The organism is Dolichospermum sp. LEGE 00240 (genome assembly GCF_015207875.1).
GTDB lineage: Bacteria > Cyanobacteriota > Cyanobacteriia > Cyanobacteriales > Nostocaceae > Dolichospermum > Dolichospermum gracile.
Map to the genome: position 1 here is coordinate 94258 of NZ_JADEVZ010000005.1, position 21004 is coordinate 115261.

Annotated in this window: 17 protein-coding genes and 1 tRNA gene; 15 read left to right on the forward strand and 3 right to left on the reverse strand. The window is 38.1% G+C overall.

The features are described 5' to 3' along the window. Positions 1–96: 96 nt before the first annotated feature. Positions 97–354: a hypothetical protein gene (locus IQ226_RS02835; RefSeq protein ID WP_193891840.1), complete on the forward strand. Its 258-nt coding sequence runs from the start codon at positions 97–99 to the stop codon at positions 352–354. A gap of 85 nt (positions 355–439) precedes the next feature. Here IQ226_RS02835 and IQ226_RS02840 read toward each other — a convergent pair whose 3' ends face one another. After that, positions 440–2545, reverse strand: coding sequence for a M3 family metallopeptidase (locus IQ226_RS02840; RefSeq protein ID WP_193891843.1), 2106 nt, complete (start codon positions 2543–2545; stop codon positions 440–442). 527 nt (positions 2546–3072) lie between these two features. On the opposite strand from IQ226_RS02840, the gene IQ226_RS02845 reads away from it, so the two are divergent. Together IQ226_RS02845 and IQ226_RS02850 are read left to right on the forward strand one after the other, a co-directional pair. After that, on the forward strand, positions 3073–3450 hold the full coding sequence (locus IQ226_RS02845; protein WP_193891930.1) for a DUF1823 family protein: 378 nt from the start codon (positions 3073–3075) through the stop codon (positions 3448–3450). 315 nt (positions 3451–3765) lie between these two features. Beyond that, positions 3766–4809 carry a 3-deoxy-7-phosphoheptulonate synthase gene (locus tag IQ226_RS02850; RefSeq protein ID WP_193891846.1) on the forward strand — a complete coding sequence of 348 codons (1044 nt, stop codon included), beginning with the start codon at positions 3766–3768 and terminating at the stop codon, positions 4807–4809. A gap of 146 nt (positions 4810–4955) precedes the next feature. Here IQ226_RS02850 and IQ226_RS02855 read toward each other — a convergent pair. Both IQ226_RS02855 and IQ226_RS02860 read right to left on the reverse strand, forming a co-directional pair. Next, positions 4956–5029, reverse strand: a tRNA-Arg gene (locus IQ226_RS02855). 33 nt (positions 5030–5062) lie between these two features. Continuing rightward, a complete protein-coding gene (locus IQ226_RS02860; RefSeq protein WP_193891849.1) occupies positions 5063–6160 on the reverse strand; it encodes a tocopherol cyclase family protein in 1098 nt (365 codons plus the stop codon). A gap of 548 nt (positions 6161–6708) precedes the next feature. On the opposite strand from IQ226_RS02860, the gene IQ226_RS02865 reads away from it, so the two are divergent. The 12 genes from IQ226_RS02865 to IQ226_RS02920 all read left to right on the forward strand — a co-directional run bounded on the left by IQ226_RS02865 (position 6709) and on the right by IQ226_RS02920 (position 20953). Further along, entirely contained in the window at positions 6709–8127 is a 1419-nt protein-coding gene (locus IQ226_RS02865; RefSeq protein ID WP_193891852.1) for a sugar transferase, read from the forward strand. After that, positions 8124–9119 carry a UDP-glucose 4-epimerase GalE gene (gene galE / locus IQ226_RS02870; RefSeq protein ID WP_193891855.1) on the forward strand — a complete coding sequence of 332 codons (996 nt, stop codon included), beginning with the start codon at positions 8124–8126 and terminating at the stop codon, positions 9117–9119. Before IQ226_RS02865 ends, galE begins: the two co-directional genes overlap by 4 nt. Positions 9120–9574: 455 nt before the next feature. Further along, entirely contained in the window at positions 9575–11767 is a 2193-nt protein-coding gene (locus tag IQ226_RS02875; RefSeq protein ID WP_193891857.1) for a polysaccharide biosynthesis tyrosine autokinase, read from the forward strand. Between the two features lie 529 nt (positions 11768–12296). Continuing rightward, positions 12297–12869, forward strand: coding sequence for a Uma2 family endonuclease (locus IQ226_RS02880; protein ID WP_193891861.1), 573 nt, complete (start codon positions 12297–12299; stop codon positions 12867–12869). Positions 12870–13192: 323 nt separating this feature from the next. Then, the gene (locus IQ226_RS02885; protein WP_193891864.1) at positions 13193–13765 is read left to right on the forward strand and encodes a Uma2 family endonuclease; all 573 of its coding nucleotides are present in this window, start codon (positions 13193–13195) and stop codon (positions 13763–13765) included. Between the two features lie 78 nt (positions 13766–13843). Next, positions 13844–14692 carry a Uma2 family endonuclease gene (locus IQ226_RS02890; RefSeq protein WP_193891868.1) on the forward strand — a complete coding sequence of 283 codons (849 nt, stop codon included), beginning with the start codon at positions 13844–13846 and terminating at the stop codon, positions 14690–14692. 102 nt (positions 14693–14794) lie between these two features. Further along, positions 14795–15385: a hypothetical protein gene (locus tag IQ226_RS02895; protein WP_193891871.1), complete on the forward strand. Its 591-nt coding sequence runs from the start codon at positions 14795–14797 to the stop codon at positions 15383–15385. A 358-nt stretch (positions 15386–15743) separates the two neighbouring features. Further along, complete coding sequence (locus IQ226_RS02900; protein ID WP_027402938.1) at positions 15744–17192, forward strand: oligosaccharide flippase family protein; 1449 nt, start codon at positions 15744–15746, stop codon at positions 17190–17192. Continuing rightward, a complete protein-coding gene (locus tag IQ226_RS02905) occupies positions 17189–17851 on the forward strand; it encodes a class I SAM-dependent methyltransferase (RefSeq protein ID WP_051424356.1) in 663 nt (220 codons plus the stop codon). The genes IQ226_RS02900 and IQ226_RS02905 overlap by 4 nt, the downstream gene beginning before the upstream one ends. A 24-nt stretch (positions 17852–17875) precedes the next feature. Continuing rightward, complete coding sequence (locus tag IQ226_RS02910; protein WP_193891873.1) at positions 17876–18646, forward strand: bifunctional 2-polyprenyl-6-hydroxyphenol methylase/3-demethylubiquinol 3-O-methyltransferase UbiG; 771 nt, start codon at positions 17876–17878, stop codon at positions 18644–18646. A gap of 16 nt (positions 18647–18662) precedes the next feature. After that, positions 18663–19805, forward strand: coding sequence for a glycosyltransferase family 4 protein (locus IQ226_RS02915; RefSeq protein WP_193891876.1), 1143 nt, complete (start codon positions 18663–18665; stop codon positions 19803–19805). Positions 19806–19849: 44 nt separating this feature from the next. Next, the gene (locus IQ226_RS02920; protein WP_228039210.1) at positions 19850–20953 is read left to right on the forward strand and encodes a glycosyltransferase family 1 protein; all 1104 of its coding nucleotides are present in this window, start codon (positions 19850–19852) and stop codon (positions 20951–20953) included. Positions 20954–21004 lie beyond the last annotated feature (51 nt).

Genomic DNA, 21004 nt, shown 5'->3' on the forward strand with positions numbered 1-21004 from the left:
ATAACAAGGTGGCATCATCAATAAAAGACGCTAGTACATCCTTAGCTAAAAGACATACTAACGTCCTTCACTCAAATTAATACGCATAAAATAATCATGCCACAAAATACGGATTACAAAAATATCACCTCAGAAAATCAAGCCATACCCACAGCAAGAGAAGATAACGCCTACAAAAAAAGGCTGAATGGTTGGGCTGTAGCCCGTGTCGTTACCGAACAAGAAAAAGTAATTGTTTCCCGCTTTCGCAGTCGTTCTGACGCAGAAGGCTATATTCAGCACATCCGTCAGATGATTCCTAACACTGTTTTTGAGCTTTTCTTTGATTGCCAACGGGAAGAAATTGTCATGTGACCAACAAGAGGCAAGAGGTAAGAGGCAAAATTCCAGATAAATATTCTTCTCTTCTCCTCATTCCCTCATCCCTTCCATTCCTCACTTACACAGCAGCCAGCAGCCCATTGTGCTTGAGTAAAGCCTTGGTACTGGGTTCTCGTCCCCGGAAGGTTTTAAAGACATCCATTGGATGCTGACTGCCACCTAGTGCTAACACCGTATCTCGGTAACGTCTGCCAATCGCCTGAATTGCAGCCTCATCTTCCAAACCTACTTCCTCAAAAGCAGCAAAAGCATCAGCGCTGAGAACTTCAGCCCATTTATAGCTATAGTATCCCGCTGCATAACCCCCTTCAAAAATATGACCGAAAGCACACAGAAAAGCATCCTCTGGTAATGGTGGTAACACAGTCGTTAACTTAGCAATTCGCTGTCGCACATCTGTCACAGTTTCCTGACTATTAGGGCAATAGCGGTAATGTAACTCCAAATCCACACTACTAAAATCCAGTTGCCGCAACATAGTTGAACCACTCATGTAATTACGTGCCGCCAACAATTTTTGGTAATAATGTTCCGGTAATGCTTCTCCCGTTTCATAATGTTTTGCCATACCAAACAAGGTTTGACGGTCATAACACCAGTTTTCCATAAACTGGCTCGGTAATTCCACCGCATCCCATTCAACATTATTAATACCTGCTGCCCCCAGATAATCCACCTTGGTTAGCATATGATGTAAACCATGTCCAAATTCATGGAACAATGTCTCAACTTCATCAAAAGCCATCAAACTCGGATTACCATCCACAGGGGGAGTTTGATTACAAATCAAATAAGCTACAGGTAGGCGAACAGTAGTCAAACCATTTTCTGTAACTTTGCGACGGTGAATACAAGCATCCATCCAAGCACCACCACGCTTTTCCGCAGGACGGCTGTAAGCATCTAAGTAAAAATAGGCAATGGGTTCACCATATTCATCAGCAATTTGGAAATAACGAACATCCTCATGCCATATTGGGGCTTGACCATCAGCAGGTGTCACAGTCACCCCAAAAAGCCTTTTTACCAGCCCAAATAGCCCATCTAGAACTTGAGGCAGGGGAAAATAGGGAAGTAACTCCTCAGCCGTAAAGGCAAATTTTTCTTCCCGTTGGCGTTCAGCCCAAAAGCTAATATCCCAATGCTGCAAATTTTCGGCTTCTGCTGCTCCTTTCGCCTTCGCAAAAGCTTTGAGTTTTTCTAAATCTTTGACAGCAGCATTATAACTAGCTTGACGGAGTTCTTCTAATAGCTTTTCGACAGAGGGAATATCCTTAGCCATCTTACTAGCCAAACTCAGTTCCGCAAAAGTTTCAAAGCCAATTAATTTAGCTAGTTCTTTTCTTAACTCTAAAATTCGGATAATCAAAGGATTATTATCTAATTCCCCGGAAGATGCTCTGGTAATATAAGCCTTATAGAGTTTTTCCCGCAAATCCCGCCGGGTACTGTGCTGCATGAATGGGAAATAACTAGGAAAATCTAAAGTAATATGCCAAGGTCCATGTTCCGGGGTGGCATTTTCTTCTCCAGATGCACGAGCAGCTTGGGCTGCAAGACTCAACAAGCTACTTGGTAAGCCATCAATCTCATGAGGGGTGGCGAGAACTAAAATAAAGCCTTTCGTCGCATCTAGAACGTGATTAGCAAACCTGGTTGCCAGTTCTGCTAATTCCATCTGAATGCTATTAAAACGCTCTCTATCTTTTCCTTCTAATCCAACACCAGACAATTCTGCGTCCCGAATTGCAGCTTTGATAATTCTCTGTTGGGCTGAATCTAAAGTTTCCCAGGTAGGACTATTCCGAATCGCCTTGAAAGCATTATAAATAGGTTGACTTTGACCCAGGACATTCATAAACTGAACTACTTGCGGCTGTACCTTTTCATAGGCAATACGTAGTTCTGGACTATTTTTTACACCCATTAAATGATTCAGTATTCCCCAACTCCAATTTAGTCTTTCTGTCAATTTTTCTAGAGGTTCTACTAAACCGCTCCAAGTAGGCTCTATATTTGCCTCTAAGTCAATTAATTGCTTTTCTAGTTCTGCCAACAGATGACTAAAAGCTGGTTCGACCTGCTCCGATTTAATAGCCGCAAATGCGGGTAAACCACAGCTTTGAAGTAGGGGATTCGGATCAATGGTAGCAATTGCACGCATGGTAGTGAGTTAATAGCCGATGAATTAGTGGGGAACAACGATTGATTTTTCTTTATATAACTAATAATTTAGCGTTGCGACAAAATTTCGCGTTGCTAGAATGGCAATCTTACTAAACAGAAGTTAGGAGATTAGCATCAACTAAGTATGTTTTTATACGAAAAATGATTTATCTACCTCTATTCCTATGCCAGTTATACAAAAAGTTCACTCTGATAGCGTAGCGTAGTGTGGCGTAAACCATACTCCTGCAACTTTATAACTACTGAATTTATTTTTGATAGCTCAGACATATCATAGAAAACCAATATGGGGAAGATTAACAATCAAAAGTTCTTCCAAATGCCTTTGGGTAAGTAATGGGACAGAATTAATTACACAACTGATTTTTCTGTTCCCTGTTCCCTCTCTCAACGAGTGAATTTAATTTTGTCCGACTACTTGTTATCTAAGTATATTCTGTCCGCAGAATCTCACTCCCTTTAGGGATGAGAGTGTCAACTATTCCTTCCTATTCTCTTAAAATCATGTCTAATCTTCCACCGCTAAATACACAAACAATTTGGGCAATTATTAACGATACAATTGATGATACTACTGTAAACCAATTATTATGGTATCACTTAGGTTATCGTTATGATGCAATTACAGAAACTTGGGATAATAGTCAAGTAGCACCAACATGGCGAGATGAATATCCACAACCACCGGATTTCATTGATTCTCGTCCAGCAATCATGAAATTAACTCGTTCTATTCCCCAAGAAAATAAACAGATACTCAAGGAGAAACTCGGTTTTAAAGGTTACAAAATTGGTGAATTTGGTCCTCGACAAACTCGCAGAGCAACAGCAGCAAATTGGTTATTAAGTTATATGTTGGTAACTACTGGTACAATTGAGTAAAATTGCTACATTTGGTAATTGATCAAAACATCCCCAACTACTTAGAGAAGTTGGGGATATGAGCTTTTTCCCTGATTGGCAACATTAAATTATTGTTTTATGTCTAAATGTTATGGAAATAACACGGACTTATCTTGTATTTTTTCACAAAACTGTGTATATTAATATATTCTACCCTTGCATATAGTAATCTTGGCTAATTTGTGCAACTTGTTTTTCTAACTAACTACTTTAGGGGTAACAAGAATAAAAACCGAGTTCACAAATAATTTAGGTAGGATTACTACTGTAAACACAAATCAAGAGATTTCTGCTATGATCAACAAATTAATTAATACTAACATTAAGAGTTCTCACGTTTTACTAACTCCTAATGAGGTTAAGGCAAAATTACCCTTAACTAAAACTGCTGAAAATACAATTTTAAAATTCAGACAAGAAATAGAAAATATTTTAGATTTTCAAGATCGACGTAAATTCATTGTAGTCGGTCCTTGCTCAATTCATGATCCAAAAGCAGCGATAGAATATGGAGAAAGGTTGCTAAGTTTAGCAGAAAAGGTTCAGGATAAACTACTGTTAATTATGCGGGTTTATTTTGAAAAACCCAGAACTACTGTAGGCTGGAAAGGATTAATTAATGATCCCAAAATGGACGATTCTTTCCATGTAGAAGAAGGAATTTTGATTGCCCGAAACTTACTATTAAAGTTGACAGATTTAGGATTACCAACTGCTACAGAAGCACTTGATCCAATCATCCCTCAATATATAAGCGAACTGGTTTCCTGGTCTGCAATTGGTGCAAGGACAACCGAATCGCAAACACACCGAGAAATGGCTAGTGGGTTATCTATGCCAGTAGGGTTTAAAAATGGCACTGACGGTAATATTCAAGTTGCTGTAAATGCCCTCAAATCAGCAAAAACCCCCCATAATTTCCTGGGTATTAATCAAAAGGGACAAGTGAGTGTATTTCAAACTAGAGGAAATGCTCATGGTCATGTAATTTTGCGTGGTGGAAATCAGCCTAATTTTGATGCCGACAATATTCAATTAGTAGAGGAACAATTAAAAGCAGCTAACTTATCACCAAGAATAGTTGTTGATTGTAGTCATGGTAATACTAATAAAGATTACAGATTACAATCTCTGGTGTTTGAAAATATTATTCAGCAAATAGTGGATGGTAATAATTCCATTGTAGGCATGATGCTAGAATCGAATTTGCATGAAGGTAGTCAAGTAATTACAGGGAATCGTGAAGATTTAAAATATGGTGTTTCCGTAACAGATAAATGTATCAATTGGCAAGAAACAGAAAGAATTATTTTAGCTGCTCACGCTAAATTGGAGTAAACTTACAGCATTTTTCATGTATTTACTTTCTTCCTTTGCGTCTTTGCGCCTTTGCGTGAGACTTAAAAATGTGGTTAATTTACCTAAAAAATAGCTGCTTTGTAGTTGCGCTTTAATTCAAAGTGCAGCTACATGACAAATACAAATGGGATTGGTGCGGATCGAACGCACGGCCTAGCGCTTAGGAGGCGCTCGCTCTATCCAACTGAGCTACAACCCCAAGGATAACGTAAATATCATAATAGCAGCATTTTTATTGCGATCGCCAACAATCATCCCAATCATCACCGCCAACCTCTAACCCGCAAAGATTACTACTTGCAGTCAGGATAACTTGAGATTTGCCGCTATTAAGTTCTCGCAATTCTAAAGTGATTTCCCCTTGCATGGTATCTCGACAACAAAAAGTTAAACCATTAGTCGTGGGTGCGCGGAGGGGTGTACCGGGAAGATTAGTAGTCCCTGTTAGTTCAATTTCGTAATTGAGGTTTTTGGCTTGCATTTGCCATCTACCCCAAGGTTGAATTTGCCATGTTACCTGTGAGTTCCAGGGAACAAATTCATAAAATTTGCCTTGATGGTGAATACCAATCATGGCGACTGATTCCATCCACCATAATACACCACGTTTGCCGCCACCGGCTGTTAAAGCTAAGTCTGGTTGATTGATGAAGGCATTGCAATTTAGCCAAAACCATTTTTGGGGAAAAGCACCACCCCAGTTTTTTTCCGCGTATGCTGGGGCATTTGTGAACTCATAAATTTTACCATGCCAATCTATCCAACCACTCGCTAAACCATGAGCCATTAAAATTTGCCAACCAGGTTCAAATATCTGAGAAAATGATAACCAACCGGCGGTTGATTGCTGAGGACTATTTTGATTCCCCCATGCGTACATGGGTTGAATTGCATACTCCCATCGGCAATAATTACCAGTGGTAGGATCTGTAATTATGCCTTGGTTTAAGGTAGCTGTGGCTTGATAGCCTTCTTGAATATGGTGTGCAAATTCACTGGGAATAAGATACAGAGGTGAAACTTGTAAGTTGGTTTTTCCCCAATGTCCTAATCCCAAAATATCCCGACTTGCCCAAAATTTGTTGATATCAGGAAAAGTGCGACAAAGGTATTCATCATTTATACCCAGGATTTGGGCTGCTCCGCCACTGTAGGGCAGATTGCCTCTTGGGTCTTCGATGGAGTACATGAAGGCGATTGTTTGCTGAATTTCGGGCAGTGTGACGCGGTAATACCAGCCCTCAAAAAAACGGCGATCGCTCCCATCCCAATGATAGCCGCTATGGGGAGTTTGGGTGAAATCAAAGAAACTTTTGGGAATATTCAGCATAGGTTATGTTTGATTATTTATTTTTTGGTATTGGCAATGGGGAAATTTTCGATTAAAATGGAGCATTCATTACATATTCCGTATTTTAAACGTCATCATCAATTACTGAACAAAAAATGTCAGCCAAAAATAAAAGTTAGATCCTCCTGTTACAAAAAGACATTTTATCAACCATCTTCCACATTCCGCGATGATACTTAGCTTGATGCGTCTCGGAATCAATCCTATGTTGTCCCGCTTCCTATCACTGAGTCTCAACTCCAACGCTTAATAGTTATGCAACTGAGTATGGCGGTTGATTAAATACGTCCTGATTAAGTGTTTAACATTAGGTAAACGTATTTTAAATTTACTTACCAACTGTTGTCAAATCTCACATTGTAGTAAAGTATGTGCATTCGGGAATATTTATCCAAGATAGTGCTTGTTCTTCTACGATTGTACATCATCCCGTTTAGACTCTTTTCGTTTATAAATTAACTGAAGAGCCAGGGGAAGCATTGCTACAAGTTTATGTTTTTACAAGCGAAGCTAACAAAAAAACACTTATGCTAGAGATAGGATTTGAGACTAATAGGGTCCCTATTAAGTTAGTAAAACTCCCACGCTTGATCTCTCTATTTCTGATGATGGGAGATGTTGTTGGCCTATTTGTCTGTCTAGGAATTAGTTCTTACGGGACTTTGGATCATCCATTGACAGGATTTGATCCATTGGTATATGGATTCATAATACTGACTTTAACAGGAATGTATTTGTTAGATACATACCATCCAGAGAAAGAAATTGCTGGATTACAAGCTCCGACTCGCATCCTGATCAGCAGTTTAATAGTTGCCATCATAACCTCCGTGTTAATTAATCTATCAGGAAACTGGGAACGTAATCCAGTTGGGATGCGGAGTATACTGCTAGTTAACCTGGGAATCTTTACTATCTGGGCAATGATCTTAAGAATATGGGCATTTAATTGGTGGCGATCGCAAGCCCAACAAAGTCGGTGGTTAATGCTAGGAGCCAACAATCATGCCATAAAATTTGCCCAAATGTTCTTAACCCAAAATCCATTGGGGCGATTAGTGATCCTGACGGAAACAGGTCAACATATCCCTGAATTAGCAGAAATCGAACCCCAATTAAGTCATGAAGGCTCTCTCAATGACTTATCTTATTGGAGTCATCAACCCTTATCGGGAGTGGTAGTAGGAACTCAAATCAGTCTCTCTGATCAACAAGTGCAGAGTCTCATGCAACTCCGACTAAAAGGGATTCCCGTGTACCGTCTACCTGATATTTGGGAAACTCTATGCTACAAACTTCCCTCATCTCTACTTGAGGATGAGTGGTTTGCCTTTAGTAGTGGGTTTAACCTCGTATTTTGTGGTGACAGACTCAAAATCAAGCGGATTATGGATATAATCGTCACTGGTCTGTTGTCTGTGCTGGTGTCGCCACTCATGATACTCGTAGGACTGATCATCAAATTAGATAGTCCAGGACCAATTTTTTATAGCCAATTACGAACAGGATTATATGGTAAACCATTTCGGGTTTACAAATTCCGTTCCATGTATCAAGACGCAGAAAAGAGAGGCGCACAATGGGCAAGTCAACGGGACTCCCGCATTACCAGAGTAGGATATTGGCTACGAGTTCTGCGAATTGATGAACTCCCCCAAATTTGGAATGTTTTGCGTGGAGAAATGAGTCTGATTGGTCCGCGTCCAGAAAGGCCAGAATTTGATGTTAAGCTCAAAGAAGCAATTCCCTATTACGAAATGCGTTATCTAGTCAAACCAGGAATTACTGGTTGGGCCCAGGTGCTTTATGCCTACGGAGCTTCCCTAGAAGATGCCTATGAAAAGCTATCTTACGACCTTTACTACATCAAAAACTATTCCTTATGGTTGGACATAGTCATAGTCTTGAAAACCATCAGAGTTGTTTTATTAGGTAAAGGCAGATGAATCAAAAAGTCTTGGTCACAGGAGGTGCCGGCTATATTGGTTCCCACGTGGTGCGTCAACTAGGTGAAGCTGGTTATGATGTGGTTGTATATGATAATTGTTCTACAGGAGTAGCACAAGCTGTACTTCATGGTCAGCTAATTGTTGGCGACTTAGGAGATATAGACCGCCTTTACCAAGTCTTTGGCAAACATCAATTTAGTGCAGTGCTGCATTTTGCCGCCAGTCTAGTTGTACCAGAATCCGTTGCCCAGCCCCTTGATTACTACGCCAACAACACCCGGAACACTCTCAACTTACTCCGTTGCTGTAGTATCATGGGGGTTAAGCAATTGATATTTTCCAGCACAGCTGCGGTTTACGGCGAACCTAAAGAAAATCCCGTCACAGAGCTTGCTCCTACCCTGCCCATTAACCCCTACGGTCGCTCCAAACTGATGAGCGAATGGATGATTCAAGACTACGGAATGGCATCTCGTCTGCGGTATGTAATTCTCCGCTATTTCAATGTCGCCGGAGCAGACCCCGGCGGTAGAATCGGACAAAACTCAAGCAATGCAACTCACTTGATTGCCAATGCTTGTAATGCAGCCCTGAAACGCCAACCAGAATTCAAGATATTTGGCAATGATTTTCCTACCCCAGATGGGACAGGAATTAGAGATTATATCCATGTTGAAGACCTAGCCGCAGCCCATGTTGATGGGTTACGCTATCTAGAACAGGATGGTGAAAGTCAAATTCTTAATTGTGGCTATGGAAAAGGTTATAGTGTCAGAGAAGTTGTGGAACGGGTCAAGACAATTGCTGGAGTAAATTTTCCCGTCATTGAAGTGGCGCGTCGTCCTGGAGATCCAGCCTGTGTTACCGCTGATGCAGAAAAAATCAAACAGGTATTGAATTGGCAACCCAAGTATAATAACCTAGATAATATCATCTCTAGCTTTCTCGCTTGGGAAAGAAGCAAAGTTTTACTGAGCAGAGTTTCATGAACCTATTCGATTAGACTTCCTGGGGTGCAACTGGGAAAACTCTTCAATTTGTCAAATAGTGAGAAAAGAGCATTGTTTACTGAGTTTGATGTTATCAAGTGTGATTAAGCTGCCTAATAGGCGATCGCTATTTTACAAAAGTTAAACGCCCAAAACGTGGAATAATTGAAGTTTTTGTCCAAACAGATAATCTAGGACTTACGCATTGACAGGATCAACCAAATATGAGGTATGGGTTTTGGGCATTTTAACGTGATTTTTTGATTATTTTTGAGCGATAGCGAAGCGCTGCTGCAAGCAGTTCGCTATTGAACAGAAGTTAATCGCCTAAAGCCTGAAACGACGGATTTTCGTTCATTCACATCATGGTTAATTTGTATAGTGCGTAAGTCCTATAATCTACAATTTGTCCAGTGTGTAAGTCCTATACTTAGTATATTTTCTTGAATTAATTTATGTCCATTAACCAAGAAGACCAAGATTCCTCTATTGATATCCAACAATACTGGCTAATATTCAAAAGACGTTGGCCCATGGCCTCAGTTGTCTTTGCTCTTGTCTTCGGAGTCGCAGCCCTTGTCACTTACTCAACAAAACCAGTTTACGAGTCAGAAGGGAAATTGGTTTTCACTAAAAAAAGTGGTGCTTCATCACTCACAAGTCTCTCCCAACAAGTGGGAGAACTGGGCGCACTGACAAACCTCAGCAACCCAGTAGATACAGAATCCGAAATCATTCGTTCCTACCCCATTGTTAACAAAACTATTACCACCCTGAAGTTAACTGATGATCAAGGCAAACAGCTTTCCTTAGAAGTTTTTCTCAAAAAATTGAAGCTGAAAACTATCCGAGGTACGGATGTCATGCAGCTTTCTTACAGGAGTACAAATCCCCAGGAAGCAGCCAAGGTGGTAAATTCCATCATGAAATATTACCTAGAGAGTAATGTTCGCACCAATCGTACAGAAGCTAGATCAGCGCGAGAATTTTTATCTAAGCAATTACCAGAGGTTGAGAAACGAGTTACAAAAGCAGAAATGAACCTGCGTAGGTTTAAAGAAAACAATCGAGTAGTCGCTCTGGATGTAGAAGCCAAAACCGGCTTAGAATCTCTAGGAAAATTAGATGAAGCAATTACAAAAAGCCAAGGGGAATTAGCGGCGGTCTTGACTCGTTCTGTAGCCTTACAGAATGAAATGAAATTGGGTACGCAACAGGCCGTTGATCTCAGTAGTTTAAGTCAATCCCCTGGTGTACAACAGGTACTTACAGAATACCAAAAAACACAATCTGAACTAGCAATAGCACGAAGTCTTTACACCAATGACAATCCAAAAGTCGTGGATTTAGTCATGAAAGAGGCATCCCTGAAAAACGTACTCAAAGAGCGAATTACCCAGACAGTTGGTAGTTCCGAATCCCTACCCAAAGAGAACTTGCACATAGGAGAACTCAAACAATCACTAACTCAAGACCTTGTCAAATCAGAGGTAGAAAGGTTAGCATTAACAAAACAACTAGAGGAACTGCAAAGGATATTTATAGTTAACAGAAGACGTTTGGATAGTTTGCCTCGACTGGAACAACAACAACTACAGCTACAGCGGCAGTTAACCGTAGCACAACTCACTTATCAAGAACTCCTCAAGCAATTCCAGTTCATTGAAGTATTGGAGAATCAGAATGTCGGTAATTCCCGGATTATATCTGAGGCTTTAGTTCCTGAGCGTCCCGTTTCTCCCAAAATTCCCCTCAACTTAGCACTAGGCGGATTTTTAGGAATTATTTTGGGTGCAGGAACAGCCTTGGTGTTGGAATCCATGAATCAATCCCTCAAAAATATTGAAGAAGCCAATCGGCTGTTGGGCTTTCCTTTACTGGGAACTATCCCCCAATATATTGAAAAGAATCCCAAGAATCCCCAGGAAGGTCGGCAAGAATTGCCTATGTTGAATAACCCCTATTCACCAGTCAGTACATCCTTTGAAATGCTTCAGACTAACCTGGGATTCACCCTATCTGACAAAGAATTACGGGTAATTTTGCTGACTAGTTCCATACCTGGAGAGGGTAAATCTTTCGTGGTGGCAAATTTAGCCTTAGCAGCCGCCGCCCAGCCAGGACGACGAGTGCTATTAGTGGATGCCGATATGCGTCGTCCCCGTCAACAAAGCATTTGGGAAATACATAATTTATTGGGACTAAGCAATGTCCTAGCTGGTCAGGTGCAGTTAAAAAATGCTGTCCAGGAAGTATCTCCCCAGCTGCATATATTACCAGCAGGAAGAACTCCACCCAGCCCAGTCACACTTTTGGATTCCCAGCGTATGGCTGACTTAATTGAAGAAGCAAGGCATGAATATGATTTTATAATTATTGACACGCCACCATTAACTGCTGTCACTGATCCCCTGATTGTTAGCAAGTACGTAGATGGCTTATTGCTGGTTGTCCGTCCTGGGCTTGTGGAATATTCAGCGGTGAAATCTGCCAAATCATTACTTGAGCAGGCGAAAGTGCTTACTCTAGGAATGGTCGTGAATGGTATTAGTGAGGAAAATGGTTATGGAGGTTATTACAAGTACAAGGATTATTACGGAGAAAAAGTAGTAAATAAGGAGAAGCGATCGCAAGCTAATGTGCGGTAAGGCTTGCCCCTTGCCTTGCCATAACGACGGTTTTCAATGCTAACCTACTTAGTACCCCTGAAAAACAACTTGAATTATCTGTGTTTTAGGAGTTGAGCTTTGATGGTCTTTTGATCTCAGTTCCTCCCTCGCAACCCGCTCATAACTGAGAAGGCCGAAGCAGGGGAAAGCTGTGTCTAATTATGGTATAACCCTCGAAACAATATCTGAGATCGCCAACCAATACTGATGGAGAAAACCGATATTCTGCCTGCATTGGCAGGAGTAGATTTAAAATTAACTGTTGATCATGTATTTGGCTGGTTGAAAATGGCTTAACTAAGTAATATATTGGATAAGATAAGAATCTTAGAGACTTCCAATAAAAAAATATCCCAAAATTTCTTGTAGTGCAGGCATCTTGCCTGCTAATAATACAAGCAGTTCATCTTTTTTGTGGAGTTCTCTTAGAGGATGTTTGAAAAGGGTAACTTATTTTTTGGTGTTCCCTTAAACGATTTCCACAGTCGGCTACCCCAATCATAAATATATGACCATCAGTGCCGTAAAAGATATTACAAAAGATATTACATTAGAAAAGTTCTTAATGATGCCGGAGACCAAGCCTGCATTAGAGTTCTTGGATGGAAATATTATTCAAAAACCTATGCCTAAAGGAAGACACAGTTGTTTACAGTACGAATTATGTAATGGAATTAATCAGATTACAAAAAAGGGGAAGTTAGCTTATGCTTTCCCTGAATTGAGGTGTAGTTTTGGTAATCGTTCAATTGTTCCTGATATAGCAGTTTTTACATGGGAACATATTCCTTTCCTTAGCAGTGGAGAAGTCCCAGATAGATTTGAACAGTCCCCAGATTGGGTAATTGAGATTCCTTCTCCTGAACAGAAATCAAATAAAGTGATTGGCAATATCTTGTATTGTATGGAGCATGGATGTAAATTAGGATGGTTTCTTGATCCTGATGATTTAAGTATTCTAGTATTTTTGTGCGATCGCCAACCAATACTAATGGAAAAAACCGATATTCTGCCTGCATTGGCAGGAATAGAGTTAAAATTAACTGTTGATCATGTATTTGGCTGGTTGAAAATGGCTTAACTAAGCAATATATTGGATAAGATAAGAATCTTAGAGACTTCCAATAAAAAAATATCCCAAAATTTCTTGTAGTGCAGGCATCTTGCCTGCTAATAATACAAGCAGTTCATCTTTTTTGTGGAGTTCTCTTAGAGGATGTTTGAAAAGGGGGCGTTGCTGAATCGAGGTATGAAATTTCCAAATTGAACCTTTAAAAATCTTACGTTTGCGCCTTTGCGTGAGACTGAAATTCATACCCTTAATCAGCAACGCCGAAAAGGGTAACTTATTTTTTGGTGTTCCCTTAAACGATTTCCACAGTCGGCTACCCCAATCATAAATATATGACCATCAGTGCCGTAAAAGATATTACAAAAGATATTACATTAGAAAAGTTCTTAATGATGCCGGAGACCAAGCCTGCGTCAGAGTTCTTGGCTGGAGATATTATTCAAAAACCCATGCCTAAAGGAAGACACAGCCGACTGCAAGGGAAACTTAGCAGCGAAATTAATTTGGTGAGTGAATCTGAAAAAATTGCCTATGCTTTTCCTGAACTCAGGTGTAGCTTTGGTAATCGTTCAATTGTTCCTGATATAGCAGTTTTCACATGGGAACATATTCCTTTCCTTAGCAGTGGAGAAGTCCCAGATAGATTTGAACAGTCTCCCGATTGGGTGATTGAGATTCTCTCTCCTGAACAGAAATCAAATAAAGTGATTGGCAATATCTTGTATTGTATGGAGCATGGATGTAAATTAGGATGGTTTCTTGATCCTGATGATTTAAGTATTCTAGTATTTTTGTGCGATCGCCAACCAATACTAATGGAAAAAACCGATATTCTGCCTGTATTGGCAGGAGTAGAGTTAAAATTAACTGTTGATGATGTATTTGGCTGGTTGAGAATGGCTTAATTAAGCAATACCTTAGAGAAGTTATCTCCTCGCCACCAATGTTAAATTAGTCCTTATGGGGATGCCATCGCAGGATATATGACTGAATCAACATTGTCTAAACTAAATAACCCACAGATAGATAGTTTATCACCAGATTTTGTTAAGCCGCCGACACAAGACGAATTACTCTACGATGATGGCATTCCCATGGAGACTTACCGCCATAAACTGCAAATGGATTTACTAGTTGATCCTTTGTCATATTGGCTACGCGATAGAGATGCCTTTGTGGGCGGAAATATGTTTGTTTATTTTAGCCCCCATCAATTAAAAAATCATGATTTTCGCGGTCCAGATATGTTTGCCGTGCTAGACGTTCCCAAAGGTGAGCGTAAATGCTGGGTAACTTGGGAAGAGGGTAAAAGTCCAGATGTAGTAGTAGAGTTACTGTCTGCAAGCACCGCGTCGCGGGATAAAACAGAGAAAAAAGAAATTTACCAAAAACGGCTGCGAGTACCAGAGTATTTCTGGTTTGATCCCTTTAATCCCAGTGATTTTGCTGGGTTTAGTATGGGCAGTGATGGTTATGAGCCGATAACTCCCGATGCCCAAAATAGACTGGTTAGTAAGCAGTTAGGGTTAGCCTTAGTGCAGTGGTCGGGGGTGTTTGGCTATGCCGATACTGTTTGGTGTCGGTGGGCAACTTTGGATGGGGTTCTTTTACCTACGGAGCATGAACTGGCTCAGGAAGCACAACAGCAAGCTCAGAAAGCACAACAGCAAGCTCAGGAAGCACAACAGCAAGCTCAGGAAGCACAACAGCAAGCTCAAGAGGCTCTACAAAGAGCAGAAGGAGCAGAATTATTACTAGCACAAGAACAACAGAGAATGGAGAAGTTGCTGGCACAATTACTGGCAAAGGGAATAAATCCCCATGAACTCTAGTAGAATCGAAAAAACTATCAAGAATTTCTCTAAAATCACCATTGACAAGATCTAGAATGAAGTAACCCGGCATACAAACCATACTCCCCAAAGAGCAAAATCATGTCTTATAATCAGTACAAAAATATTGCCCAAGTCTTAGGGGATTTTCCTTTAACTTATCAAGAAGAGAATTTCATCCAAGAAAATCCCTTAGAGATTGATGATTACTTTCGTAATCGTTTTGAATTGGTTTTACGGGAAGGAGTTGTATTTAACTCAGAGTATGCTATTTGTGAAGGAGTTATTTTTCCTATTTTAATTGAAATTTGGCAAAAGTATAAAGATAAGTTATTAATATGGAGTCATCAGCCATTAAATTTTGATGAAAGACTATCAGGTATCCCTGATTATATTGTTGCTAAAAGATCGCCTAGAGGCAAAATTGTTTTTGAGTCTCCTTATTTAATATTAGTAGAGGCTAAAAAAGACAACTTTGAGGAAGGTTGGGGACAATGTTTAGCCGAATTAATTGCCGCTCAGAAGATAAATAATCAACGGGAACAATTATTATATGGTATTGTTTCTAATGGTAAAATATGGGAATTTGGACAACTGCGAGAACAGAATTTTATTCAAAATATCCAAGAGTATAGTATATCTAATTTAGATAAATTATTTGCCGGACTTAACTATGTTTTTGGACAAAGTTAGTTATTTATGCCAGGAAATATGCCCAAAATGAAAATTGGCTCATGCTAAGTAAATTAAATTTCAAAAAAAAGTTGTCATTTCTTAAATCAATTGATAAACTTAGGGGAATTATTGCGATATTCAGAATCACCAAACCAATATCGATGAAAAGAAACGGTGTTCTACCCGTATTAGTAGGAATAGAGTTAATATTAACTGATGATGATGTATTTGGCTGGTTGAGAATGGCTTAACTAAGCAATAACACCTTAAATTGTATAATAGCTGTACAAACTGGTTTATTCGCAGTGCGATCGCTCTAAAATGTTAAAGCTAAATAGCTCTTGTGGTACATTATCTCCTGTGGTTCATTATATTTATGAATTCTAATTCATCTTCTAAACAAGTATCTCGGAGCGTTATTAGTCTTTTTGGTTCTAATATAATCGCTTTTTTAATTACTGGATTATCTTATTTTGTTTATTCAAAGTCACTACTACCATCAGAATTTGGACTTTACTCAATAGCATTAGCAATAGGAAGCTTTGGAACGTTAGCCTTAGATGGGGGGCTAAAAAATACAATTATAAAATCAGCTAATAATCTAAGTAAAGATGAAGAGGGAACTCTATTATTTTTAATGGTGTCTTCTTCTTTGTTTTTAGTAATTATGATGATTCTTCTGGGGCAACCTCTAGGACACTATTTTCCCGATATTAATAGAGACTATCGCTTTCTGGCTTTATTTGGTGGCATCTACTTACTTTCCTATCCGTGGATGGTTATTTCTACGGCAGCATTAGAACGTAAGTTTGAGTACATGAAGATAGCTTGGGTTGAATCAATAGGTATGGTTCTTGAGAAAGGCATTGCAGCTTTATTGATTCTCTATATAAACACAGGTATATACTCATTTATTTGGGGATTATTGATAGGTCGCTTATTCCGAATAACTTTAATAAATTCATTTTATAAATCTAGCTTTTGTATCCCTTCTTGGACTAAATTCAAAGCAATTTTATATTTGCTGGCTGAGGGTAGTTGGTTGCAGAGTGCAACAGCAGCTTCATTGATACGTGATAACTTACATATTATTTTGGTTGGAGTAATGTTTGGAAAAGCTTGGGTCGGTTACTATTCTTGGGGATTACAGCTATGCTCCATATCATCCCAAGCATTTGTTCAAATTTCGGCACGAATATCCATACCCATGTTTGCACAAGCAAAAAACTTTGATGAAAGTTGGCGAGTTTGTCAATATCAAATAAAGTTATTAACTTTACTGACAGGTCCGATATTAGTTGTTATGCTAATTGCGGTCCCAAGTATTAACGAAAACTTATTGAATGGTAAATGGTCGGCTGCTATCGGCTTATTACCCTTACTTATTGCAAGAATGTTTCCTGGGCTTGCAATAACTCCAGTAGGTGCTATGCTAATGGTAGACAAAGGAGGTCGTACATTTGCCATAGCCAATATAACTTGGACGGTCTTAGAATTTGTGATTGGTGGCATATTTATTCTTTTAATCGGTCCTACTGGTTTAGCCTGGAGTTACGCATTAGTAGTTTGGCTAGGCATTTGGATTTTTCTATTCTATATGTCAGAGATAACAAATAAACTTGTTTATGAAGTAGGAAAATCGCTTTTTAAAGGCTCTAGTATTTATGTAGCAATATTCTTAACAATATTAGTTTATTTATATTGCAATAGTCTAGGAATTAATTTAATAAACATATATAATGCCACTTTATTTTCAATTGGCATTATCTTGATTTCTTATTTATCAGAAAAAGAGTTTCGTAATAAGTTAGGAATAAAGCTATGAATCAGAGAAGACTTGCATCTAGAGATTTGAAGATTTGGAGATCCGATTATTTGCAAAATTACTATTTGTGGAAGAACATTGAATGGGCTGCGGCAAAAGCACTACAAGAAACATCTAAAAACATACCATTTGTATTGGATGTTGGTTGCGGTAATAAACCATATGCTGATTTATTTAAGAGTTGCTATTACCAAGGTTTGGATCGGACAACAGATGATTCCTCTCCAGATATAGTAGGTGATGCAGTTAATATTCCTGTTGATACATCTACTGTAGATATTGTCTTTACTACCCAAGTAATTGAACATGTTCCCGACCCACAAGCAATGGTCAGAGAATGTTATCGTGTATTAAAACCAGGTGGATTTTTAATTTTGACAGGCCCATTTTACTGGCCTTTACATGAAGAGCCTTATGACTTTCATCGTTTTACGAAGTATGGGTTTGAAAATTTATTACGCCAAGCGGGTTTCTCTGAATGGGAGATTAAACCAGACGGTGGAGATTGGGCGCAAATTTTATTATCCATAAATTTGCGTTTATCACGTAGATGGCTTCTACCTTTACGCATAATTACTAATTGTATTGGAATTATGCTTGATAAGCTAAACCCTAGATATAATTCACCTTCAAATTATACGTTATTAGCAAAGCGTTAGAAGAATTAACAATATGGATAATTAATGCCATTTATTACCACAGACAAAACTAGCCAGCAAATTGAACAATTAGTAATAACAAAGAAAATAATTATGAATATAAATTACTCACTAGAGCTACTTAAAAGAGACAAGAACAGCAGAAATCATATTATTAATGAGCTAATTCTTTTAAAAGATAAATACGATATTATAGATTGTAAAGTCCTAGAATTAGGTTGTGGCTTAGGTCAAAATATTGAGATTTTTAAAGAAGATAACATTGTGAAAGGAGTAGAAGGCTTGTCGGATGTCGTTCATGCAGCTAAATCTCTTGGTTTAGATGTTGTTCAAGCTAATTTAGAAGATAAATTAAGCTTTCCTGATAACTCTCAAGATTGGATTATATGCCTTGATGTCTTGGAACATTTAATTAATCCTTTTAACCTAATGTCAGAAATAAAACGGATTCTTAAAAAGGATGGAAAAGCAATTATTAATGTGCCTAATCATTTGAATTTTACTGGTAGATTAAGGATATTGATGGGTTCAGATCTTGATGTACATAACTTCTTCCCAGACAGTGATGAATGGAATAATCCTCACCTACGTTTTTTTACTTTTTCAGGATATAAAAAAATGCTTAACACTGCTGGTTTTACTATTATTGATGACCGTTCTTTTAGATTCTATACAGTTCCATTATCTGGATATATGACCAGGCTAGGTATACGCTCATTAGTTAATTTTTTAGCAAAAAAACAGCCATCTTTATTCACAGCAGGTTTTTTTGTAGTTATTGAAAAAAATAGTTAATATGAAGACGGAAAGGATGAAGCATATACTTTTTTACGATGATGTTTACTTGTTTGGTGGACATCAAGTTACTGCAATTGATGCAGTCAAATACCTACTAGAAAATACAAATATAAATATCAGCTTCATATTTTATGAAGGTAATACAAGGCTTTGTGAGCGATTAAATTGCATGAGCAAGAACCATAATAGGATTGAACTTTATCCTATTTCTTTCAAAACTCCAATAAAATATCGCAGCTTTGAAATTCTGTTATTTTACCAAAGAATAAAAAATATCAGAAGCTTAATTAGAAGTATTAGCCCTGATGTTGTAGTAGTGGTTCAAGGATATATTGAGCTATCTTCTCCTGGATTAATTGCTGCTAAGAAAGAAGGAAAAAGAACTATAAGCTTTATCCCGATGGCTAAAAAAATTAGCGGTAAGGGAATTAAAGAATTAATTTTAAATAATATTCAACAATATTTGTACAGGTTACCAGATAAGTTTATCACGACCAGTACTAGTTCTAAAAATATGCTTTTGACCTGCGGTGCAAGCTCCGATATTTCCGTTGTTTACTATGGACCAGATACTAGTTTGTGTAAAATAAAAAACAGAGAAGAATCTCGCATAAAATATGGCATTTCTAAGGAAGATTACATATTAGCCATTATTGGTAGAGTTCAATTTGTACATAAGGCTCAAGATTTTTTAGTTCAAACATTATTAGAGCATCGACAAAAGCTCGAAAATATTAAGCTTTTTGTTGTTGGAGATGGACCAGATGAATTACAACTCAGAAAAATTGTTCAGTCAAATAATATGAATGATATAGTAACATTCGTCCCTTGGGAAAATGACTTATCTTATATTTACTCTGCAATAGATATGTTAGTTATCCCTTCCTGGTATGAAGGTTTACCTTTAGTAATGCTAGAAGCTATGTATTATGGTCTTCCTATAATTGCCTCAGATGTAGATGGAATGGCAGAAGTACTTCCAAACCAGTGGCTTTTTAAGTGCGGTGATAGTAACGCCTTGATTGAAACTTTTTTCAAAGTTATGCAAGCTGATAACTCTGAATTTATATTCAAAAACAATCAGCGCATTTTGAGCGAATTTAATGTAAATATATTTGGAGAAAATTTTTTAGAAGCAATTGAGAATTGCCCCTAAACTTGCTTCAATGTTTTAATAACCCAACTACACGCGATTAAATCATGAAAATAGTTTACGATCATCAAGTTTTTTCTTGGTCAAAATATGGCGGTATTTCCAGATATATATATGAACTAGCAACTAGAATTGCTCAAGCTAATAATTTTGAAGTACAAATTGCTGCTGGTTTTTATGTCAATAAGTATTTGGAAAAATGCAGCCCAGATTTAGTTAAAGGATGGCATATCCCCGTCATACCAAAGTCATCGAAAATTGTAAATGCAGTAAATGTCGAACTATCTAAAATCTGGTTCAATCAGAGTAAACCTGATATTGTTCACGAAACTTTCTATTCTAGAAAACGCACAGCACCCAAACAATGTAAAACTGTCATTACAGTTTACGACATGATTCATGAAAAATTTGGTCATTTGATGTCAGAAAGAGAGAGCAAATTTAGTATTATCAAAGCAGAGGCAATTAGACGTGCAGATCATATTATTTGTATATCTCAAAATACAAAGCAGGACTTAATTGATATTTTGGATATAGATCCCAAAATAATCTCTACGATCTATCTTGGTTATTCTCTTCAAAGTCATGAAAATTTTGAAGAAACACCAAAAGTATCTGAGCCTTACATACTTTATGTGGGAGAGAGAAGACTGGAATACAAAAATTTCAAAAGATTACTTCAAGCATATGCTAGTCGTCGAGTTATTTTTGATAATTTCAAATTAGTATGCTGCGGTGTGAAATCTTTTTCAGATGATGAGATAGCGATGTTTAAAAGTTTTGATATTGATGATGATCATTTCATACATATATCAGGAGATGATAAAATATTAGCAAATCTTTATACTCATGCCTCTGCATTTGTTTATCCCTCTCTTTATGAAGGCTTTGGTATTCCACCGCTAGAAGCAATGTCGTTTAGTTGTCCTGTTGTATGTAGTAATACAAGTTCAATTCCAGAAGTAGTTTCAGATGCTGGTGAATATTTTAACCCTTACGAATTGGCAAGCATTGCTGATGCTCTGGAAAGAGTTCTTTTTTCTCAAGAAAGGACGAAAGAAATTATAATCAGAGGTAAAGAAAGAGTAAACTACTTTTCTTGGGATGCTTGTGCAGAACAAACACAGTTAGTGTATGATTCACTAAAGTAAATCTTATTCTGAAAATCAGAAAAATACTTTCTTAACTTTCAAGCATATACG

What these genes read in the sequence shown, in the direction of transcription:
- IQ226_RS02915 (WP_193891876.1), top strand. Translation starts at nt 18,663, where the DNA reads ATGAAGCATATACTTTTTTACGATGATGTTTACTTGTTTGGTGGACAT.
- IQ226_RS02900 (WP_027402938.1), top strand. Translation starts at nt 15,744, where the DNA reads ATGAATTCTAATTCATCTTCTAAACAAGTATCTCGGAGCGTTATTAGT.
- IQ226_RS02885 (WP_193891864.1), top strand. Translation starts at nt 13,193, where the DNA reads ATGACCATCAGTGCCGTAAAAGATATTACAAAAGATATTACATTAGAA.
- IQ226_RS02890 (WP_193891868.1), top strand. Translation starts at nt 13,844, where the DNA reads ATGACTGAATCAACATTGTCTAAACTAAATAACCCACAGATAGATAGT.
- IQ226_RS02835 (WP_193891840.1), top strand. Translation starts at nt 97, where the DNA reads ATGCCACAAAATACGGATTACAAAAATATCACCTCAGAAAATCAAGCC.
- IQ226_RS02860 (WP_193891849.1), bottom strand. Translation starts at nt 6,160, where the DNA reads ATGCTGAATATTCCCAAAAGTTTCTTTGATTTCACCCAAACTCCCCAT.
- IQ226_RS02910 (WP_193891873.1), top strand. Translation starts at nt 17,876, where the DNA reads ATGCCATTTATTACCACAGACAAAACTAGCCAGCAAATTGAACAATTA.
- IQ226_RS02845 (WP_193891930.1), top strand. Translation starts at nt 3,073, where the DNA reads ATGTCTAATCTTCCACCGCTAAATACACAAACAATTTGGGCAATTATT.
- IQ226_RS02875 (WP_193891857.1), top strand. Translation starts at nt 9,575, where the DNA reads ATGTCCATTAACCAAGAAGACCAAGATTCCTCTATTGATATCCAACAA.
- IQ226_RS02895 (WP_193891871.1), top strand. Translation starts at nt 14,795, where the DNA reads ATGTCTTATAATCAGTACAAAAATATTGCCCAAGTCTTAGGGGATTTT.
- IQ226_RS02850 (WP_193891846.1), top strand. Translation starts at nt 3,766, where the DNA reads ATGATCAACAAATTAATTAATACTAACATTAAGAGTTCTCACGTTTTA.
- IQ226_RS02880 (WP_193891861.1), top strand. Translation starts at nt 12,297, where the DNA reads ATGACCATCAGTGCCGTAAAAGATATTACAAAAGATATTACATTAGAA.
- IQ226_RS02920 (WP_228039210.1), top strand. Translation starts at nt 19,850, where the DNA reads ATGAAAATAGTTTACGATCATCAAGTTTTTTCTTGGTCAAAATATGGC.
- IQ226_RS02865 (WP_193891852.1), top strand. Translation starts at nt 6,709, where the DNA reads ATGCTAGAGATAGGATTTGAGACTAATAGGGTCCCTATTAAGTTAGTA.
- IQ226_RS02905 (WP_051424356.1), top strand. Translation starts at nt 17,189, where the DNA reads ATGAATCAGAGAAGACTTGCATCTAGAGATTTGAAGATTTGGAGATCC.
- IQ226_RS02840 (WP_193891843.1), bottom strand. Translation starts at nt 2,545, where the DNA reads ATGCGTGCAATTGCTACCATTGATCCGAATCCCCTACTTCAAAGCTGT.
- galE (WP_193891855.1), top strand. Translation starts at nt 8,124, where the DNA reads ATGAATCAAAAAGTCTTGGTCACAGGAGGTGCCGGCTATATTGGTTCC.